We start from the raw sequence: 16,710 nt of genomic DNA, 5'->3' as shown, positions 1-16,710 counted from the left end.
TCAGCGGCGTGGCGTCACCGTGATGTGCACGTGGTCGTAATGGCCGTATCCCGATGCCTGCGGACCGGCCGGCGTGTAATAGGTGCCGCGCCAGATCACGTCCTGTAGCCCGAACCGGCCCGCATTGCTCATCGCGAACGCGAGGATCTGATCCCCGAGCGCGATGCCCTCGGGGCTTTCCGGGTTGGGGATCATGATGTCGATCGCCAGGCCGCTGGGATGCCACGGCTTCGAGTCCGGCCGGACTCCGTCGATGTCGGCGATCTGGGGGAACTGTCGGCTCACGGCCCTCGCGGCCAGGACGGCGTTGGGCTGTAAGCCGGCTTCTGATGCGACGCCGACAGGCAACGCCTCGGCGATCTCCGGTATGGCGACGGCCGGCGGCGGCGCCACGTCGCCGGGCGGCAGGCCGGGCATCGCGGCGATGGCCGGCTGCGTGTTGACCACCGCCTGCTGCTGCGGTGACAAAGCCGCGTACTGCGCCTCCGCAGCGGCGATCTGACGCAGCAACTCGCTCAATTTGGCTTGCAGTTCTGCGCGCACCGCGGCGGCCGACTCCGCCGCGGCGACGGCGTCGTCGGCCGATCTCTCTGACGCCTGCGCGGCGGCGGCCGCGCGCTCCCGTGCTGCGTGGAAGGTCGCCAACTGGTCGGCAATGCCTGCGCCGACCGTCCGCTGCAGCGACAGCTGGTCGATCAGCTGTTGGGGGGAGGTCGCAGTCAGCACCGCCGCGAACTGACCGTCACGACCACTCATGTAGTGCATCGCCGCGATCCTGTCGACAGCGTCCTGAGAAGGCGCCAGCTGAGAGTTCGCGGCCTGCAGTGCCGCCAGGTCGGCGCGGTGGCGGTCGACCGCCGCGGCCTGCGCAGCCAGTTTGGCGTCGGCATCACGCTGGGCCGCCGTGACGGCCTCGCGGCTCTGCACGGCCTGCCGGGACAACTCGTTGAGCTCGGACAACGCGTCAGCTGCCGGGTCCGCCTTGACGTCGCCCAGCGAGATGGTCAGCACGAAGGCCGTGGTCGCGACACCGCACACCGTTCGCCGAAGTAGGTGGCGCACCCCGGTCACGCGGATTGTCACGGTCCTTCGCTCGAGGACCGCTCTCGGCCCGGCTGTCGGTGTCCCGGGCAAGGCTACGAATTGACACCGGCGATGTCCACTCCTCCGTGGTGACGTGCGGTGCCCTCGCAGTCCAGCTAGCGGAGGACTGTTTGCGGCGGCGGGGGTGCGGCCGCCTGGTTGTAGAGGTCATTGGCCTCTCGCATCGCGGCCTTGACGGTGTTGTAGTAGCCGGTTCCGACCCCGCGCCTGGTCTTGAGCAGTTGCGGGTTCTGCGCGAGCGTAGCCGCCTGCACGGTGTCGCCAGTGATGCCGTACTTCCTGAACGCCTCGGTGAACCGGACGATGAATCGGGCAATCGCCTTATTGGGGTCTTGGCGTTCGGCGACGGTGCCGAAGCTGGCTTTCTCCTGGAACAGGCCGAAGACCTCATCGGCAGCGGTCCCCGGGCCGCCGTAGGGCTGCACACCTCCGGACACCGCCGGGCGGAAGGCCGATTCGATCTTCGCGGTGGCGATGACGGTCTGGATCTGGTCTGCGGGCAGCCCGGCGGCCTGGCCCTGGCTCACGATGGCCTTGACGATGTCCTGCGGGCCGGAATCTTTGGACACGAGCACCGGCTGAGGGGCGACGGGGGCGGGCGCGATCACCGGCGCGGGGGCCGTGGGGGCAGTCCCGGCGCGGACAGGTGCCGCATCGTCGACCGCCGGCTGCGCAACCGGGGCGGCTGTAGGCGTGTGGTCCGGTGAAACGCCGAGAGCAGCGCCCCCGGCACCGGCAGTGATGAGAACAGCGGTGATGAGCGTCTTTACTTGGTTCTGATCTGCGAACTTCGTCAATCGGTCGAGCTTCGGCATGGTTCTTTCTTCTGTGGAGGTGTGAGCTCCCCCGTACAGGGCTCCCCTCCCCGCCAACCCGCCTCTCAGGCGCTCGAGAGACGGCGTTGGACTCTGATTGGTAGACAGCGACTGACTGCCGACACGACCAGATGCAGGCCAGCAGAGGGCTATTGCTACACGCAGGACAGCGGGAGCGACGCGCGGTGGACGCGGCGCCGATACATCACCCGGAACGACTACTGCCACTGTCTGGCGGAATGTGGCCTACATTGCGTTGTTCTGGGGTCACTGCCCTGTCAGAGTTAGCCGCCGACTTTAGTAAACGATCAAACGATTTGACAAAACGCGTGGTAGACGAGGTGGACCGCCAACAGTTGAGCGACCAATGTGTATGGAACGTCACACCATTCGTCTGACTGGATATGCGTTGCCGCCCGCACGCCGGCCGGACGGTCGACCAGGGTGCGCAATGCCGACCCGAAACCCTTGACCTGAAGTTTTGTTCAGGTTCTACCGTTTCATGTCATGAACATCACTGACTCACAACTGACTACGGATACCTCCGGCCGTGTCGGCGCCGGGGACGTCGGACTGTTGCTCCTCCGCGTCGTGTTCGGCGCACTGCTGGCTGCCGCAGGCCTGCAGAAGCTCTTCGGGTGGTTCGGCGGTCAAGGCCTGACCGAGACGGGCGCCGTGTTCGAGCAGATCGGCTACAGCCCAGGCGTTTTCTTCGCTGCCGTCGCCGGACTGCTCGAGGTGGTGGGCGGGCTCTTGCTGCTGCTGGGCTTGTTCACGCCGTTGGCCGGCGCCATCGTCGTCGGTGTGATGCTCAATGCCATCACCGCTACCTGGTCGGGCGGGCTGTTCGGCCCGGCCGGATATCAACCAGCCTTGCTCTACGCGACCGCCGGCGCGGTCATCGCCTGCACCGGCGCCGGCGCACTGGCACTGGACCATGGCCGGCCGTGGCAGCGACAAGGCGCGTCGTGGGCGGTGGCCAGCATCGCGACAGGCATCGTGTCCGCGGTCGCCGTCCTGGTCTTGAAATCGATGCTGTAGCGCCCGGGCGGTCGGTCGCATTCAGAGCAGTTCAGCCTCGACCCCAGGCCGGCTCATCGTGGAACACGACGCTCTGCTCCATCGGAAGTCGGTGCATACGAAGCTCGTTCACCTTGGCGGCGGGATCGGCCGTGCCGAATGAGATCCCGAACAGCAGCTTCAACTCCTCGGGTACGCCGAGAACCTCGCGGACGACATCGGCGTACATGCCGAGAATCGTCTGCGGTATGCCGTGAAAGCCCCGCGCGGTCAGTGACAGCAGGAAGGTCTGCGCGTACATGCCGATGTCGCCGGCGGTGCGTACCCCGTCACCGAGCAACGGCATGAAGAGGAAGGCTGCGTGCGGCGCGCCGTAGAAGCGCAGGTTGTCGCGGACGACGTCATTCCTTCCCTCGACGTCGGATCGGGCCACACCCAGGGCCTCGTAAAGCGTTGCGCCGTGGTGCTGTGCGCGTGAGGCGTAGAGGCCGTCTCCGTAACCGAACGTGAAGTCCGAGGACGTTCGTCCTTCCTCATGGGCCCGGAGCATCCCCCCGCTGATCGCGTCCCGTGCCGCGCCCGACACCACGTGCACGGCCCACGGCTGGGTGTTGCTGTTCGACGGTGATGTCTGGGCGTCTTCGAGCACGCCGCGGATGTCGGCGGCCGACATCGGGGTGGGAAGGAATTTCCGCACGGAGTACCGCGACCGCAGCAGGTCGACCAGTGGGGTGGTGGACGTCGTCATCAATGTTTCTCGCTCTGGCTGGTGCGGGAGAGGCGCCGCGTCGGCACTGGCACAGCAGCCTCTCGCGTGCTATTGTCTAGCGTACTATGGAATCGCAGTCAAGGGGAAAGTCCACGGAACCGACGTCGGCCTGTCGGGACCAGTTGGGCCAAGCCCTGTCCTTCGCGCTGTACGGGGCCGCCAACCGGGTGGTCCGGCTGCACAAACCCTTTCTGGAACCGCTGGGTCTGACGTTTCCGCAGTACCTGGCAATGCTGGCCCTCCTCGACAACGCGCCCCAGACGGTTGGCGCGCTCGGGGCCCGGCTCGACATGGACACCGGCACCATCACGCCTTTGGTCAAACGCCTGGAGGCCGCCGGGATGGTCACGCGCGTACGGGACCCCTCCGACGAACGCCGCGTGTTGGTCGACGTCACCGCTCGAGCACGCGCCATGGAACCCGAGATTCGCGGTGTCAACGCGAAGATCAAGTCGGCCTGCCAATTGACCTGGGAGGGCATCGATGACCTCCGGCAGACGCTCGACGGGCTCGCACACCCGGTCGTCGATTGATCTCCGCTCGACCTGCTCACGAAAGTAGTACCTCTGACGAACAAGACTGCCGCCGTTGACTTCCCGAGTCGTGTCGGTGTCTGGTGGAACAGCGAACCCTGGCCGATTCGCGAGGCGCAAGGCATCACTCGCGAGATCGAAGCGCTGGGCTTCGGATCGCTCTTCATGCCCGAAGGCGGTGGCAAGGACGCGCTCGTCGAGTCCGCGGCCTTCCTGGCTGCCACCGACCGCCTCGTCGTCGGCACCGGCATCGCCAACATCCACTTCCGAATCCCGACACCCGCAGAAGGCGGCGCCCGCACCCTGGCGGCGCTGTATCCCGGGCGGTTCGTGCTCGGTCTCGGCGTCAGCCATGCCCCCTTCGTGGAGGAGAACATGAAGGGCACCTACGGCAAGCCGCTCGCGACGATGCGCACCTACCTGGATCGGATGAACGCCCTGCCCCCGGAGATCGAAGAAGGCGCCCGGCCCGCCCGCGTCCTGGCCGCCCTCGGCCCCAACATGATCGAACTGTCCGGTGAGCTCGCCGACGGCGCCCACCCCTATCTGGTCACACCCGAACAGACCGCAGCGACGCGGGCGATCCTGGGACCGGACAAATGGGTCATCTCCGAGCAGGCCGTGGCAATCGGCGGTGACGCCGAGGATCAGCTCCGGCGCGCGCACACCCACATCGGGTTCTATGTGCCGCTGCAGAACTATCGAAACTCGTGGCTGCGACAGGGTTTCGACGAGTCCGACCTGGTGCCCGGCGGATCTGACCGGTTGGCCCGCGCGCTGGTCGCGATGGGAAGCCCCGAGCAGGCCGCCGCGTCGGTCACCGCGCACCTCGACGCGGGCGCCGATCACGTCGTCGTCCAGATCCTCGGCGATCGGCCGACCACGGACCCGCGGCCGGCGCTGCGCGAACTGGCCTCCGTATTGCCACTCTGACTGGGGGTTGGATACACGCGAATTCGTGAGCGAGTGGCCGCATTGTGATTCAGTACGACGATGGCACCCGAGATCTCCGAGCGGGTTATCGCGACCAACGGTGTGCGACTACGCACACTCGACTGCGGTGAACCCGGTGACCCAGTCGTGGTGCTGGCCCACGGATTCCCCGAACTGGCGTTCTCATGGCGCCACCAGATTCCCGTGCTCGCCGCGGGTGGATACCGGGTACTCGCTCCCGATCAGCGGGGCTACGGCGGCTCCTCCCGTCCGGCTGCGATCGACGCCTACTCGATCGACCATCTGACCGCTGATCTTGTGGGCCTGCTCGACGACGTCGGCGCCGAGCAGGCAGTCTTCGTCGGCCATGACTGGGGTTCGATCGTCACCTGGGCGTTGCCCTTGCTGCATCCGCGCCGCGTCGCCGGAGTGGCCGGGTTGAGCGGACCGCCGGTGCCCCGGTCACGCAGGCCCCCCACCAAGATCTGGCGTGAAGCCGTGGGCGACAACTTCTTCTACATCCTGTACTTTCAGGAGCCCGGGATCGCCGACCTTGATTTGGGCCGCGACCCGGCCACGACGATCCGACGTATTATCGCCGCTCCACGCGTCGACCGCCAGCAGCTCGCCGACATGCAAAGGCCTGGCCCGCAAAGCTATGTCGATCGCCTGCCCGAGCCTGCAGAACTTCCACACTGGCTGAAGCGCCACGAACTCGACTATTACATCAGCGAATTCAGTCGCACCGGATTCACCGGCGCGTTGAACTGGTATCGCAACTTCGACCGGAACTGGGAGCTGACGGCAGCCCCGCCCGCATCCACGATCACCGTTCCCGCACTGTTCATCGCCGGCGGCGATGATCCCGTGCTGTCGTTCACCCGCACCGACCGCCACGGCGAGGTCGTCACCGGCCCTTACCGCGAGATCATCATCGCCGGCGCCGGACACTGGATTCAGCAGGAACGACCCGACGAAGTCAACGCGGCACTCCTGGACCTGCTGTCCACAGCGTTCTGATGCCACGGCGCGCCGCGACATGTCACGCCGCCCCGGTAGGAGCGTCGCGCGCTACTCGACGTGGGCGGCCCAGTGACGCGTCAGCAGGTCGTGGAACTGTTGGGACCGCTCGTCAGGGAAGTGCATGCGCGCGCCCTCGATCCACTGGATGTCTACCGTCGCCGGGATGGAAGCAGCCAGCCGATGGGCCCACTTCGTGCGGAATAAGAAGTCGCCGGTACCCCAGACGATGAGTGTCGGGGCCCTGAGCGCGCCCAGCTGGGGCCGCACCGCTGCAAGATCTTTCGACGACAGCGCGGTGATGATCCGCGCGAGTGCGCGCGAGGCGTCTGGCGTGCCCAGAACGGGACGACAGTACGCCTCGACCACTTCGTCGGGAATCCGGCCCGGATGCTGGTAGCCGATGGCGAGCACTGCCCGTACCAGCCGCCGTCGAGCAGCCAGATACGGACCGACCCGGGGAAGAAGTCCAGCCCGGGCTACAGCCGTCACCGGCGCGAAAAGCCACGGCGGGGTATTGCCCTCGGTGTCGCAGTTCGCCAACGTCAACGTCGATATTCTGTCGCCCGAACGTGCAGCGACGATTTGAGCGACCGCGCCGCCGGTGTCGTTGGCCACCAGATCGATTCGCTTTAAGCCGAGGTGCTCGATCAGTTCGATGACCCGCTGCGCCAGCCCCGTCAGCGAGACATCAGCATCGGCATGTGCCGGCGGCGTGTGACCGTGCCCGGGGAGATCGATCGCCACGCAACGTCGACTGTCAGACGCTACTGCCGAGATGACATGGCGCCACAACAAGCTGTTGGTCAACAGACCATGGACGAACACCGCCGTGCGCCCCTGGCCGACATCGAGGTAACCCACCGGACCAGATGCGGTGGTCGTCTGCCGACGATGCTCTCCCAGTGGTGCAGCCCCCATCGCCAAGCCACGTCCTCCGTCGAGAACCCTTACCCGTGCCCTACGTAAGTCTGCATGACCCCACGTCAGCAGAGAAGCAGAATCATGTGTTGGACAGGGTCTTCCCTCGGCGTGCGGCGTATCGTATTCAGCGATGTTCACGACGCTCCTGGCAGCCCGTCGTCGATGCCGGCTCCTCGAACGTGCACCATGGGCGTCTCCGGTGGCTCAACGCTTCGCTGAAGCCGTTACTGCATCCGCGCGTTGGCGTACGCGAGCATCGCGTCACGGAGATAGGCGGGCAGCCGGGGGTCCAGGGACACCATGTGAGCGTTCCATTCCGATGGCTCCGTAAGAGCCTCTGCGAGTCGGACGTAGCCATCTCTGTCGGGACTCCACACCTTGCGCTGCAACGCGAGGTCCTCGTCGAGCACCTCGAATGCCGCCTCGTCGTCGTGAGCCACACCGTCACGTAGTAGAGCCAGCATCCGGCTTTCGAGCTGTGCGCCTTCAGCATTGAACGATCGGAATTCTTCGTCACCCCAGTCTGCGGTGATGCGTTGCATCTCGGTAACCGCGCGCTGGTCACGAGTATCGCGGGCGCGGTGCGCTTCGCGCTCGATGTACTCCGGGCTGAACTCGAAACCCTTGAACAGGTCTTCCACAGGCATGTCGATTCCTTCCTCTAGTCGCTGAATCGTGGCCGCAACGGTGGCCGACAGACGATCCAACCGGGCCCGCTCCTCGACGAGACGCAGGTGATAGCGCCGTAGCGCCTCGATCGGATCGTGTTGGGCATTGACGACAGCCCCGATCGTGGCCAGATCCAAACCAAGCTCACGCAGCAACAGGATTTCCTGCAGCCGCAACAACTCCGCATGCTCGTAATAGCGGTAGCCATTCGCGCCGACACGAGCCGGCTGCAGCAGACCGATCTCGTCGTAGTAGCGCAAGGTGCGTGCCGTCACGCCGGACACGCGTGCTACCTGCTGAATCGACCAACTCACCGACACTCGACCTCTCACTGTGTGACCGATTTCCACGCTATAAGTTGCCGTAGCGTCAAGGTCAACACCTGCTTTCGGACCGTGGCGCCTCGGTTAGCGCGACGAGTCCGACGGCGTCTGGCTGCCCGTGGGCGGGCTCATGCCTCGTAGTCACATGCATCGCCGGCACGATCCGACGAGCGGTGGCGCGCATCGCCTGCGCTGATAGCTTCGTTCGGATGGAGCCGCGTCAACTCGAGTACTTCACGGCCGTCGCCGACGACATGAGTTTCACTCGCGCCGCGCAACGCGTCCACGTCGTCCAGTCGGCCCTGTCGACGTCGATCAAGAAACTCGAGGACGAGCTGCCGTTCAGCTGTTCGACCGGTCCCGCCAGCAGATCCGATTGACCCCGGCAGGCGAGGAACTGCGCAGGCACGCCCGCCAGCTCCTGCGCCGTGCCCGGCTAGCGAAGGATGCTCAAGCCCTGGATGGGCGGGTCTTCGATACCGCGTACATCCCCGACCGGAAGCAGCGCCGCCACCGGCTGGCGTCGCCGGCCTGGGGCGCCAACAGTGACAGCATCGTCGGCATCGCACCGGCCGTCGTGGTGACCGCCGAGCACGACCGGCTGCGAAACGAAGCCCACAGGTACGCCGAAAAGCTCCACGCTGCAGGATCATTGGTCGATTACCACGAGGTGACCGGCGTTGATCACGGCTACAACATCATGAGCACGGCCCATCAAGTCACCGAGCAGATGTACGCATTGATCGCCGGCTACGTCACGCGCGCCACGCGGTCACCATGACAGTCCCGCCTACCGTCAGCTCAGCGGGGTCTCGGCAATGGTGTCGAACACCGCCTCGAGAAGATCGACGAGCTGATCAGTGTTGCGGCCATTGAGCGCCCGAGTGCCGACCACTCGGCGCATGAGCAGCACGCCGCTGATCACCGACAGCAGTACATCGCTGCGGACCTGTCGCCCCGGCTGGGGAAGCTGGCCGGCCAATCGCTTGCCGACGTGACGCTCGATCGCCTCGCGCACGATCTCGATGGCCCGCGGGTTCGAAGCCGACCGCAGCATGATCAGAAACGGCGCCAGGTCATCGGTCTCCCTGGCGGAGCGGGTGATCAGCGCCGTGGCGACGTCGCGGGCGAGGGCGTCGGCGTTCTCGGCGACGAAAACCGGCGGCGCGAATGAGACCTCGACTGCCTCGGCGAACAGCTGCTCTTTCGACCCGAAGTACCGGTTCACCAACATGGCGGTGACGCCGGCGTCGCCGGCGATCTCGCGTACACCGACACCGTCGTATCCGGCGCGCGCAAAGTGCCGAATGGCGGACTTCAGAATGTCGTTGCGTGTCGCGGCGGCATTACGCGATCGCGAAGGGCCGGCTGGCATGGCTCCACGGTAGGGAATACAGCCTCGTAAGTCTACGTTCGTATACACGAAGGTATGTATACGTCCGTAGACTATGGAGGCCGTGATGGACATGGGGTTGTCTGGAAAGCGAGCTCTGGTCACCGGTGCAAGCGCGGGGCTAGGTCGGTCGATTGCCGCAATGCTTGCCGCAGAGGGCTCTTCGGTAGTTGTTCACGGGCGTGACCCTGCGCGGACCCACGCGGTTGCCGGCGAGATCAGCGCGGGCGGCGGCAATGCCGTCGCAGTGCTCGGTGACCTGGCGTCGAGTGCCGGGGCCGCCGCCGTCGCCGAGGCTGCCGGCGAGGTCGACATCTTGGTCAACAACGCCGGCTACTACGACGATCGGGGCTGGTCGGAACTGGATGACGAGCAGTGGTCGCAGATCTATCAGGTCAACGTCGTTTCGGGCGTGCGCATGATCGAGCACCTGGTACCCGGCATGCGGCGTCGCGGGTGGGGCCGGGTCATCACGATCGGCGGCGGATTGGCACTGCAACCCGCGGCCACTCTGCCGCATTACACCGCCACGCTGGCGGCGCGACACAACCTCACGGTGTCACTCGCCCGCGAGTTGGCCGGCACCGGAGTCACTGCCAACGTCGTCGCACCGGGAGCGATCCTCACCGAGCCCACCCGCGACATGACGCTTCGCGCCGCCGCGGAGCACGGATGGGGTCCGGGTTGGGACGCCATCGAGAAGGCCGCCTCCGCGAAGTGGTTCCCCAATGACATCGGCCGATTCGGTCGACCCGAGCAGATCGCCGCTGCCGTCACCTTTCTGGCCAGCTCGCACGCCGACTACATCAGCGGTGCCGACCTCCGCGTCGACGGCGGCACCGTGCGCACTATCTCGTGAGACTCCCGCAAAAAACAACCATTCATAGTCAGGAACTGCCATGACCGATCACTCACACGTCTTCCTCGTCTCCGGCGCCTCCCGTGGGCTCGGGCGTGCCATCACCGAGGCTGCCCTGAATGCCGGACACCGCGTGGTCGCCGGTGTCCGCTCGACCTCGGCGCTCGACGACCTTGCCGCGGCGCACTCCGACCGCCTGGCCGTCGTCGAACTCGACGTCACCAACGAAGAACATGTGCGCGCTGCAGTCGATACTGCCGTCGGCACGTTCGGCAGGCTCGACGTGCTGGTGAACAACGCCGGCTACGCCAACATGGGGGCCATCGAGGACGTCGACTTCGCTGACTTCCGCGCTCAGATCGACACCAACTTCTTCGGTGTGGTGCGACTGACCCAGGCGGCACTACCCGTTATGCGCGCCCAGCGCGCCGGACATATCGTTCAGGTGTCCTCTGTCGGCGGACGACTGGCACGGCCGGGCCTGGCCGCCTATCAGTCGGCCAAGTGGGCGGTCACCGGATTCTCGGGCGTACTGGCCCGCGAGGTCGCGCCGCTGGGCATCAAGGTCACCGTCCTGGAACCCGGCGGCATGCGAACCGACTGGGCAGGCTCCTCAATGCGCATCGACCCCATCCGCGACGAGTACGCCGCCACCGTCGGCGCTGCCGCCGCCATGAGCAGCCCGGAGAACCTCGGCGCCAGTGACCCCGCCAAGGTCGCCGCGCTGCTGCTCGAGATCGTCGACATGCCCGATCCGCCCAGCCGACTCCTAATGGGCCCCGACGCCTACCGCTACGCCACCGCCGCCGGACGGGACCTGCTCGCCACCGACGAAAAGTGGGCGGCCATCAGCGTTTCCACCGCCGCCGACGACGCCACCAACGATCAACTGGACCCCCTCGGATCCGAGGACCGCTAGGGCGAAGCCGGAGATCCTCATCGCGGCGGTGCGACCACGGAGGTTGGCACTGTCGTGTCCCGGAAATGAGAAGGAGCGCAAGGTGGTCGAACTACACACCTACACATTGGCCAGCGCAGAGGCGCTTCGCCAGTACACCACGCACTTCTGGCCTCGCCATATCGAAAGCCTGCGCAAGCACGGCATCACCGTCCAAGGCGTCTGGATCGACGGCGCCCCGGACGGGCACCGAGTGGTCGCGCTCGTCGAGTATCCGCCAGGTGCCAACCCGGCACGACTCGCCGACATCTACCGCCACAGTGTCGACTTCACCGAGGACCACGCGGACTTCGACATGTCCCTCATCACCTCGACGCATACGGTAAGGCTTCAGTCGATTCCAAGCTCCCCACTTCAGTAGAGGTTCGACTCCATGTCCCGGAATCACGCACTCAGGCCAAGGGTCTCCTGCTGACCGCCTCTTGCTCGACCCCCGTCGCGGCGATCGGTGCGTGGGCGCGAAGACGTCGTAAACGAGTTGGCTGTGGGGCGGCCTTCCGCGAAGCCACCGCCCGTTCGAACTGTCCGCCTCGAGTAGCTACCGCGCGCCCGTGCGCCATACGTCTACAAAGTGCGGGGGCGCCATAGAGTGCGTTCAGCCGCCTTGGCGGTGTGCTCTATCTCGGTGCGTCAGGACTCGCCTCGCCGAATTAGCCGTCACGACCAGCTGGCCCACTCGCGCATAGTAGGGACGCTAACGGTGTGGCTCGCTCTACGAGCTTCGTGGTCTTCCCGATAGCGCGTTCGGCGTCGATCTTGCGCGTTGGACGTAGGTGGACAGCATCGTTCCGCTTATTCAAGACCACTGACTCGAAGCTTGGAGGGAGCTTCCGTAGCTTCAGATGACCCTCCACGTATCCAATCTTCTGTCCGAGTGTTAGCGATTCCATCGCGCTCAATTTTCCGGCGATGAAGGCAGGTGACTCGCTTCTGTCTGCCAGTTCATTCTCGACGATTCGCGCCAGGGCCACTTCGGCAGCACTACCCACATCGATGAGTGCTCGGCGGTACTCGCCTGCCCTATGCAACGACCGCGCATCGCGCAGAAACAGCCACTCGTCTGGCGGTAGCTGACCGTTTCCTGCGTGGAGAAAGCTGGCGCGCAGTTGATCTGAGCTGACGACTCCGGACACATCCGGCGTCGCGGCGCTGATAGCGCTCTCCAATCGCTCCTGTTCGTTAAGTGGAAAGAACTGAAGGTGTGTGCCGTTGTGCCACAACTGTCTAGCGGGACCAATCTGTTTGATGTCCTGCCCGCTGAGAACTTCAATCCAAGACGTTACCGCGGCCCACCAGTCGTCGGCGCGACGTTCGAGTTTGCGAAGGGACTCGTAGTCGGCGACGTCTGCTGCACGAAGGGTTGCCTTGACGCCAAGCATTGAGACGTTGGCGATCCGGGGCTCATACAGCGGGCCGTCGCCGCCGAGTATGAACCTTGCCCACATTGATCCTCCGCGCATCAGTAGCGCGTTGTAGAGATCGTCCGAGCTGAGGCGGTCAGCATCTGGCGCAAGCGCCACCATCTTTCCGCCTGCGGTTTCGATGACCGGCATCAAGATTGTGACTGGCCGTCCCGCGATCTTGCTTTCAAACCGCTCGCCGAAACTCTCGAGGGTAGTAAAGAAGTTGCAGTTCACGGTAGTAGAAACCTTATGCTCCGCGCGGTTACCTACGCTCACGATTTGGGCACCGCCGCCCTCAATCCGATGAGCCGAGAAGAGTCATTTCCTTACCTTTCGGACGTCGCCTGAACATCGAGTGAGGAACTGACATTGAACCGGAGACGCCGCCGACCGCCTCTACGTATGCGCCATGTTGGCGAACCGCGACAAATGCAGTTGGTGCGCAACGGTGATCGTCTTCGTCGGCCCGTTGCGGTGCTTGGCCACGATGAGGTCCGCTTCGCCACCGCGGGGGTCGTCGCGCTCGAAGGCGTCCGGCCGGTGCAGCAGAATCACCATGTCGGCGTCCTGCTCGATGGCGCCCGATTCACGGAGGTCCGACAGCATCGGCTTCTTGTCGGTCCGTTGCTCCGGACCGCGGTTCAGCTGGCTCATCGCGATCACCGGGACTTCGAGTTCCTTGGCCAGCAGCTTCATGTTTCGGGAGAACTCCGAGACTTCCTGCTGGCGCGACTCCACCTTCTTGCCCGACGTCATCAGCTGCAGGTAGTCGATGACGATCAGCCGCAGCCCGGCCTTCTGGTGCAATCGCCGTGCCTTTGCGCGGATCTCCATCATCGTCAGATTCGGCGAGTCGTCGATGTAGAGCGGTGCCTCACTGATCTCACTCATGCGGCGCGCCAACCGCGTCCAGTCGTCATCGCTCATCCGGCCCGATCGCATATCGGCGAGCTTGATCTTCGCCTCCGCCGACAGCATGCGCATGACGATCTCGGACTTGCTCATTTCCAGCGAGAAGATCACGCTGGGCAGCTGGTGGTTGATCGAGCACGACCGCATGAAATCCAGTCCCAGAGTCGATTTCCCCATACCCGGACGCGCCGCGATGACGATCATCTGCCCGGAGTGCAGACCGTTCGTCAGCTCGTCGAGTTCGGTGAACCCCGTCGGCACACCACGCGAGATGCCGCCCTGCGAGGCGATGGCGTCGATCTCGTCCATCGTCGGCTGCAGCAGGCTCTCCAGCACCGCGAAGTCCTCGGAGGACCGCCGGTCGACCACGTCGTAGATCTCGGCCTGGGCGCGGTCCACGACCTCCGCGACGTCGGCGCCCTCCGCACCCGCATAGCCGTACTGCACGACGCGGGTGCCGGCCTCCACCAGCCGCCGCAGCAGCGCCTTCTCGGACACGATGCCCGCGTAGAAACCCGCATTCGCCGCCGTCGGCACCGTCGAGATCAGCGTGTGCAGATACGGCGCCCCGCCGATCCGCCGCAGCAGTCCGCGCCGATCCAATTCGGCGGCCACCGTGACCGCGTCAGCAGGCTCACCGCGCCCGTACAGATCGAGGATCGCGTCGTAGATGTTCTGGTGCACCGGGCGGTAGAAGTCGCCGGGACGCAACCGCTCCAGCACGTCGGCGATCGCGTCCTTGCTGAGCAGCATGCCGCCGAGCACGGCCTGCTCCGCGGCGGCGTCGTGCGGTGGCTGGCGGCCGAAATCCTCCCGGGGCGGCCCTTCGTCCATGTCCGGATGACCACGGTCGTCCACGACAGCCACGAGACCCCCTAATCGATCGAACGCCAGTTCGTTTTCCACTCGCCGCGACTGTAGGAAACCGCACCGACAACTCCGCGCGAGCGCCAACGTTAGACGTTGCTGAGGCGGTCCGCGGACAACCCTGTTGACCAACCTGTGGAGCGACTGTGCATAGATCAGGACAGGTGTGTTGACGTCTTGGGGAGAACCTGTGGACAACCGTTCGTTATTCGGATATCACCGCAGATAAGCGCACCACAGGCCTGGTAGATCGTTGTGGATAGAAACTTCCCCGGCGTGTCGTGTTGGGTTGACTACCCGGGCGTGTTGAGTAGCGCCGGAGGGGCGTGGAGGTTAACAGCGCATAACGTTCGCTAAGGAAACAACTATTGCCGATGTTCGCCAGACGACACAGCAACGCCCGGGTAGGAACCACGATCGGTTCCCACCCGGGCGTATTGACGCTGGCGTCAGCCTTCGGCGACGACAGTCAGCGACACCGAGGCTTCCACACCCGGGTGCAGCCGCACCGTGACCTGGTGCTCGCCAAGGCTCTTGATGTGTGCCTTCGGCAGCAGAACGGTCCGCTTGTCGAGATTCGGCCCGCCGGCCTTCTTGATCGCGGCGGTCACATCGGCGGCCGTGACCGAACCGAACAGCTTGCCGGTATCGGCCGAGGCGTTCACCGCGAGCTCGACACCCTCGAGCGCCTCGATCGCCTGCTTGATCTCGTTGGCGTGCTCCAGGCCGCGAACGGTCTTGATCTCACGGGCACGACGGATGTCATCCGCCTGGCGCTGGGCACCGCGGCTGGCCACGATCGCCAGCCCGCGCGGCAGCAGGTAGTTGCGGCCGTAGCCGTCCTTGACTTCCACGGTGTCACCGGGCTCACCCAGGTGATCCACCTCGGCGGTAAGAATCAGTTTCATCTCGTTGATCTTTCGTTTCCGGTGGCGGACTACCGCGTGGACGAACCGAACGGCAGCAGCGCCACCTCGCGGGCGTTCTTCACCGCAACCGCGATGTCGCGCTGGTGCTGCACGCAGTTACCGGTCACCCGACGGGCACGGATCTTGCCGCGCTCGCTGATGTAGGTGCGCAGCAGTGCGGTGTCCTTGTAATCGATGTTCTGGCCCTTCTTGGAGCAGAACACGCACTTGCGGGTCTTGACCGGCTTTTCCGGTGCCGGCCGCCGCTTGTTGGACTTGGCCATATCGCTATCTCTTTCTCAGAATCGCTTGTGGAGTGCTTCAGGAAGCCACTCAGAAGGGGGGCTCGTCGTCGGCGCCGTTGAAGGAACCCGATGCCGGGGCGCTGCCCCACGGGTCCTCAGCCGGAGCCGACTGCCCACCACCGCCAGCGCGGGATCCGCCACCGGAGAAGCCGCCGCCGCCACCGCCGAAGCCGCCGCCACCGCCGCCACCGCGGCTGGCCTTGTTGACCTTGGCGGTCGCGTATTTCAGCGACGGGCCGATCTCGTCGACCTCGACCTCCATGACGGTGCGCTTCTCACCCTCGCGGGTTTCGAACGAGCGCTGCTTGAGTCGACCGGTCACGATCACTCGAGACCCTCGGGTCAGGCTCTCGGCCACGTTCTCGGCGGCCTCGCGCCAGATGTTGCAGCGCAAGAACAGCGCTTCGCCGTCCTTCCACTCCCCGCTCTGGCGGTCGTAGATCCGCGGTGTCGACGCCACGGTGAAGTTGGCGACAGCCGCACCGGACGGTGTGAACCGCAATTCCGGGTCGGCGGTCAGGTTTCCGACGACGGTGATGGTGGTGTCACCAGCCACTGGGTCCTCCTGAAATGGACGGCATATTGGGCGCGAGCCTACGCAAGGCGCATGACACCCACAGCCGTTCGGTGATCAGTGCTTGTCGGTCCTCATGACCTTGGTGCGCAGTACCGACTCGTTCAGGCTGAGCTGACGGTCGAGCTCGGTCACCGTGGCCGGGGCGGCCTTCACGTCGATCACCGCGTAGATGCCTTCGGCGTGCTTGGCGATCTCGTACGCCAGCCGCCGGCGGCCCCAGATGTCGACCTTGTCGACACTTCCGCCGTCCTTGCGGATGACGTTCAGGAACGTCTCCAGCGAGGGCGCTACGGTGCGCTCGTCAAGGGTGGGGTCGAGGATGACCATGATTTCGTATGGACGCATTAGAACCTCATCACCTCCTATGGTCGTAGTGCGGCCACGGAGGATTCCGTGGCAGGAGGGTCGCCTGCGTCGG

19 protein-coding genes and 1 pseudogene are annotated in these 16,710 nt (G+C 65.2%); 8 read left to right on the top strand and 12 right to left on the bottom strand.

Annotated elements, in window-relative coordinates:
* Both G6N30_RS21155 and G6N30_RS21150 read right to left on the bottom strand, forming a co-directional pair.
* Nucleotides 1–1,071, bottom strand: coding sequence for a VldE C-terminal domain-containing protein (locus tag G6N30_RS21155; protein WP_134059311.1), 1,071 nt, complete (start codon nucleotides 1,069–1,071; stop codon nucleotides 1–3).
* Nucleotides 1,072–1,199: 128 nt separating this feature from the next.
* Nucleotides 1,200–1,919 (bottom strand): hypothetical protein, encoded by a 720-nt coding sequence (locus tag G6N30_RS21150; protein ID WP_134058933.1) that lies wholly within the window; start codon nucleotides 1,917–1,919, stop codon nucleotides 1,200–1,202.
* Nucleotides 1,920–2,426: 507 nt separating this feature from the next.
* On the opposite strand from G6N30_RS21150, the gene G6N30_RS21145 reads away from it, so the two are divergent.
* The gene (locus G6N30_RS21145; RefSeq protein WP_134058930.1) at nucleotides 2,427–2,960 is read left to right on the top strand and encodes a DoxX family protein; all 534 of its coding nucleotides are present in this window, start codon (nucleotides 2,427–2,429) and stop codon (nucleotides 2,958–2,960) included.
* Nucleotides 2,961–2,991: 31 nt separating this feature from the next.
* Here G6N30_RS21145 and G6N30_RS21140 read toward each other — a convergent pair whose 3' ends face one another.
* Nucleotides 2,992–3,687, bottom strand: coding sequence for a nitroreductase (locus G6N30_RS21140; RefSeq protein ID WP_134058927.1), 696 nt, complete (start codon nucleotides 3,685–3,687; stop codon nucleotides 2,992–2,994).
* A 143-nt stretch (nucleotides 3,688–3,830) separates the two neighbouring features.
* On the opposite strand from G6N30_RS21140, the gene G6N30_RS21135 reads away from it, so the two are divergent.
* Genes G6N30_RS21135 through G6N30_RS21125 form a run of 3 tightly spaced genes read left to right on the top strand, consistent with a single transcriptional unit; the run spans nucleotide 3,831 to nucleotide 6,194 of the window.
* Nucleotides 3,831–4,241 (top strand): MarR family winged helix-turn-helix transcriptional regulator, encoded by a 411-nt coding sequence (locus tag G6N30_RS21135; protein WP_197906152.1) that lies wholly within the window; start codon nucleotides 3,831–3,833, stop codon nucleotides 4,239–4,241.
* Between the two features lie 33 nt (nucleotides 4,242–4,274).
* A complete protein-coding gene (locus G6N30_RS21130) occupies nucleotides 4,275–5,174 on the top strand; it encodes an LLM class F420-dependent oxidoreductase (RefSeq protein ID WP_134058921.1) in 900 nt (299 codons plus the stop codon).
* A 60-nt stretch (nucleotides 5,175–5,234) separates the two neighbouring features.
* Nucleotides 5,235–6,194 (top strand): alpha/beta fold hydrolase, encoded by a 960-nt coding sequence (locus G6N30_RS21125; protein WP_134058918.1) that lies wholly within the window; start codon nucleotides 5,235–5,237, stop codon nucleotides 6,192–6,194.
* A gap of 51 nt (nucleotides 6,195–6,245) precedes the next feature.
* Here the strand turns inward: G6N30_RS21125 and G6N30_RS21120 are convergent, their stop codons facing one another.
* Both G6N30_RS21120 and G6N30_RS21115 read right to left on the bottom strand, forming a co-directional pair.
* Nucleotides 6,246–7,115, bottom strand: coding sequence for an alpha/beta fold hydrolase (locus G6N30_RS21120; protein WP_134059308.1), 870 nt, complete (start codon nucleotides 7,113–7,115; stop codon nucleotides 6,246–6,248).
* A gap of 227 nt (nucleotides 7,116–7,342) precedes the next feature.
* Nucleotides 7,343–8,071: a MerR family transcriptional regulator gene (locus tag G6N30_RS21115; protein ID WP_197906151.1), complete on the bottom strand. Its 729-nt coding sequence runs from the start codon at nucleotides 8,069–8,071 to the stop codon at nucleotides 7,343–7,345.
* Nucleotides 8,072–8,319: 248 nt separating this feature from the next.
* On the opposite strand from G6N30_RS21115, the pseudogene G6N30_RS21105 reads away from it, so the two are divergent.
* Nucleotides 8,320–8,891 (top strand): annotated as a pseudogene (locus G6N30_RS21105) (LysR family transcriptional regulator).
* Between the two features lie 15 nt (nucleotides 8,892–8,906).
* Here the strand turns inward: G6N30_RS21105 and G6N30_RS21100 are convergent.
* Nucleotides 8,907–9,578 carry a TetR/AcrR family transcriptional regulator gene (locus G6N30_RS21100; protein WP_234880289.1) on the bottom strand — a complete coding sequence of 224 codons (672 nt, stop codon included), beginning with the start codon at nucleotides 9,576–9,578 and terminating at the stop codon, nucleotides 8,907–8,909.
* 67 nt (nucleotides 9,579–9,645) lie between these two features.
* Here G6N30_RS21100 and G6N30_RS21095 point away from each other — a divergent pair, with 67 nt between their 5' ends.
* From G6N30_RS21095 to G6N30_RS21085, 3 genes are all read left to right on the top strand, one after another.
* Nucleotides 9,646–10,362, top strand: coding sequence for an SDR family NAD(P)-dependent oxidoreductase (locus G6N30_RS21095; protein WP_234880288.1), 717 nt, complete (start codon nucleotides 9,646–9,648; stop codon nucleotides 10,360–10,362).
* A gap of 40 nt (nucleotides 10,363–10,402) precedes the next feature.
* Nucleotides 10,403–11,281, top strand: a complete 879-nt coding sequence (locus G6N30_RS21090; RefSeq protein ID WP_134058906.1) for an SDR family NAD(P)-dependent oxidoreductase — start codon at nucleotides 10,403–10,405, stop codon at nucleotides 11,279–11,281.
* 82 nt (nucleotides 11,282–11,363) lie between these two features.
* Nucleotides 11,364–11,681 carry an NIPSNAP domain-containing protein gene (locus G6N30_RS21085; RefSeq protein WP_134058903.1) on the top strand — a complete coding sequence of 106 codons (318 nt, stop codon included), beginning with the start codon at nucleotides 11,364–11,366 and terminating at the stop codon, nucleotides 11,679–11,681.
* Between the two features lie 289 nt (nucleotides 11,682–11,970).
* On the opposite strand, the gene G6N30_RS21080 is transcribed toward G6N30_RS21085, so the two are convergent.
* From G6N30_RS21080 to rpsF, 6 genes are all read right to left on the bottom strand, one after another.
* Entirely contained in the window at nucleotides 11,971–12,999 is a 1,029-nt protein-coding gene (locus G6N30_RS21080) for a hypothetical protein (RefSeq protein ID WP_134058900.1), read from the bottom strand.
* 120 nt (nucleotides 13,000–13,119) lie between these two features.
* On the bottom strand, nucleotides 13,120–14,502 hold the full coding sequence (dnaB, locus tag G6N30_RS21075) for a replicative DNA helicase (protein WP_134058898.1): 1,383 nt from the start codon (nucleotides 14,500–14,502) through the stop codon (nucleotides 13,120–13,122).
* A gap of 449 nt (nucleotides 14,503–14,951) precedes the next feature.
* A complete protein-coding gene (rplI, locus tag G6N30_RS21070; protein WP_134058894.1) occupies nucleotides 14,952–15,410 on the bottom strand; it encodes a 50S ribosomal protein L9 in 459 nt (152 codons plus the stop codon).
* 29 nt (nucleotides 15,411–15,439) lie between these two features.
* Complete coding sequence (gene rpsR / locus G6N30_RS21065; protein WP_059092395.1) at nucleotides 15,440–15,694, bottom strand: 30S ribosomal protein S18; 255 nt, start codon at nucleotides 15,692–15,694, stop codon at nucleotides 15,440–15,442.
* A gap of 49 nt (nucleotides 15,695–15,743) precedes the next feature.
* Nucleotides 15,744–16,271, bottom strand: a complete 528-nt coding sequence (locus G6N30_RS21060) for a single-stranded DNA-binding protein (RefSeq protein WP_134058891.1) — start codon at nucleotides 16,269–16,271, stop codon at nucleotides 15,744–15,746.
* Between the two features lie 75 nt (nucleotides 16,272–16,346).
* Nucleotides 16,347–16,637 carry a 30S ribosomal protein S6 gene (gene rpsF, locus G6N30_RS21055; RefSeq protein WP_011562740.1) on the bottom strand — a complete coding sequence of 97 codons (291 nt, stop codon included), beginning with the start codon at nucleotides 16,635–16,637 and terminating at the stop codon, nucleotides 16,347–16,349.
* Nucleotides 16,638–16,710: the final 73 nt, after the last annotated feature.

Source organism: Mycolicibacterium litorale, from assembly GCF_010731695.1.
GTDB classification, from domain to species: Bacteria; Actinomycetota; Actinomycetes; order Mycobacteriales; family Mycobacteriaceae; genus Mycobacterium; species Mycobacterium litorale.
This window is presented reverse-complemented; position numbering and strand designations above follow the sequence as displayed.